Below are 1,320 nucleotides of genomic sequence, written 5' to 3' on the forward strand. Positions count from 1 at the left end.
AACAGATGCTGCGGGGAACTGCCTGGCTGACCGCCAGCAATTTTATCAGCCGTCTCTTGGGAGCTATTTATATTATTCCCTGGTACATTTGGATGGGACAGCACGGTGCGCAGGCCAACGGCCTCTTTACTATGGGGTATAATATTTACGCTTGGTTTCTGCTGATTTCAACGGCTGGTGTCCCGGTCGCAGTCGCCAAGCAGGTGGCCAAGTACAATACCATTGACAAGGAAGAGCACAGCTTTACCCTGATCCGGGAATTTCTCAAATTTATGCTGCTCTTGGGTGCCGTTTTTGCCCTGATAATGTATGTTCTGTCACCGCTTTTTGCTTCTATGTCAGGCGGCGGAAGCGAGCTGATACCAATCATGCAGAGTCTGTCCTGGGCGGTACTGATTTTCCCTTCGATGAGCGTCATCCGCGGCTTTTTCCAAGGCTTTAACAATCTCAAACCCTACGCTATCAGCCAGATTGCTGAGCAGGTCATCCGGGTTATCTGGATGCTGCTGACCGCCTTTTTTATCATGAAAATCGGTTCTGGCAACTATGTAGAAGCTGTGACCCAGTCAACTTTTGCGGCCTTTATCGGTATGCTGGCCAGCATGGCTGTTCTGGTTTTTTACCTATGGAAGACCGGGATGCTGCTGCCCATTCTCCACAAGTCTGCCAATGCAGGGGAGATCAATAGCCGTGCCCTCCTCTGGGATACAATCCGAGAAGCCATTCCCTTTATTATTACCGGATCTGCCATTCAGCTCTTTCAGATTATTGACCAAAATACCTTTATCCATGTCATGGGTTGGATTAGCAAGTACAGCAAGTCAGAGCTCTTGGTTCAGTTTGCCTACTTCTCAGCCAATCCCAATAAAATCACCATGATTCTGATTGCGGTGGCGACTTCCATCGGAGGGGTGGGGATTCCGCTTTTGACGGAGAATTATGTCAAGGGAGATTTCAGGGCGGCAGCCCGCTTGGTGCAGGACAACCTCAGCATGCTGTTCTTCTTTATCCTGCCGGCGACCATTGGCTCTGTCTTAGTCGCTGAGCCCCTTTACACCGTCTTCTATGGCAAGCCGGATGGTCTGGCTCTGGGTCTTTTCGTCTTTGCCATGCTGCAGACCATCATTCTCAGCATCTATACCGTTCTTGCCCCTATGATTCAGGCGCTGTTCCAAAACCGCAAGGCCATTATTTACTTCCTCTACGGAGTCGGAGTCAAAATCCTCCTGCAGGTGCCTGCTATCTATCTCTTTAAAGCCTACGGACCTCTGCTTGCGACCACTGTCGGCCTGATTCTTCCGATTGTCCTCATGTATCAGG

At 50.1% G+C, this 1,320-nt stretch carries 1 protein-coding gene; it reads left to right on the forward strand.

Annotated features, from left to right (window positions below; translation table 11 throughout):
- On the forward strand, positions 1-1,320 hold a 1,320-nt coding region (locus STRDD11_RS04085), incomplete at both ends, for a putative polysaccharide biosynthesis protein (RefSeq protein WP_164828402.1).

Source organism: Streptococcus sp. DD11 (assembly GCF_001578865.1).
Classification (GTDB): domain Bacteria; phylum Bacillota; class Bacilli; order Lactobacillales; family Streptococcaceae; genus Streptococcus; species Streptococcus panodentis.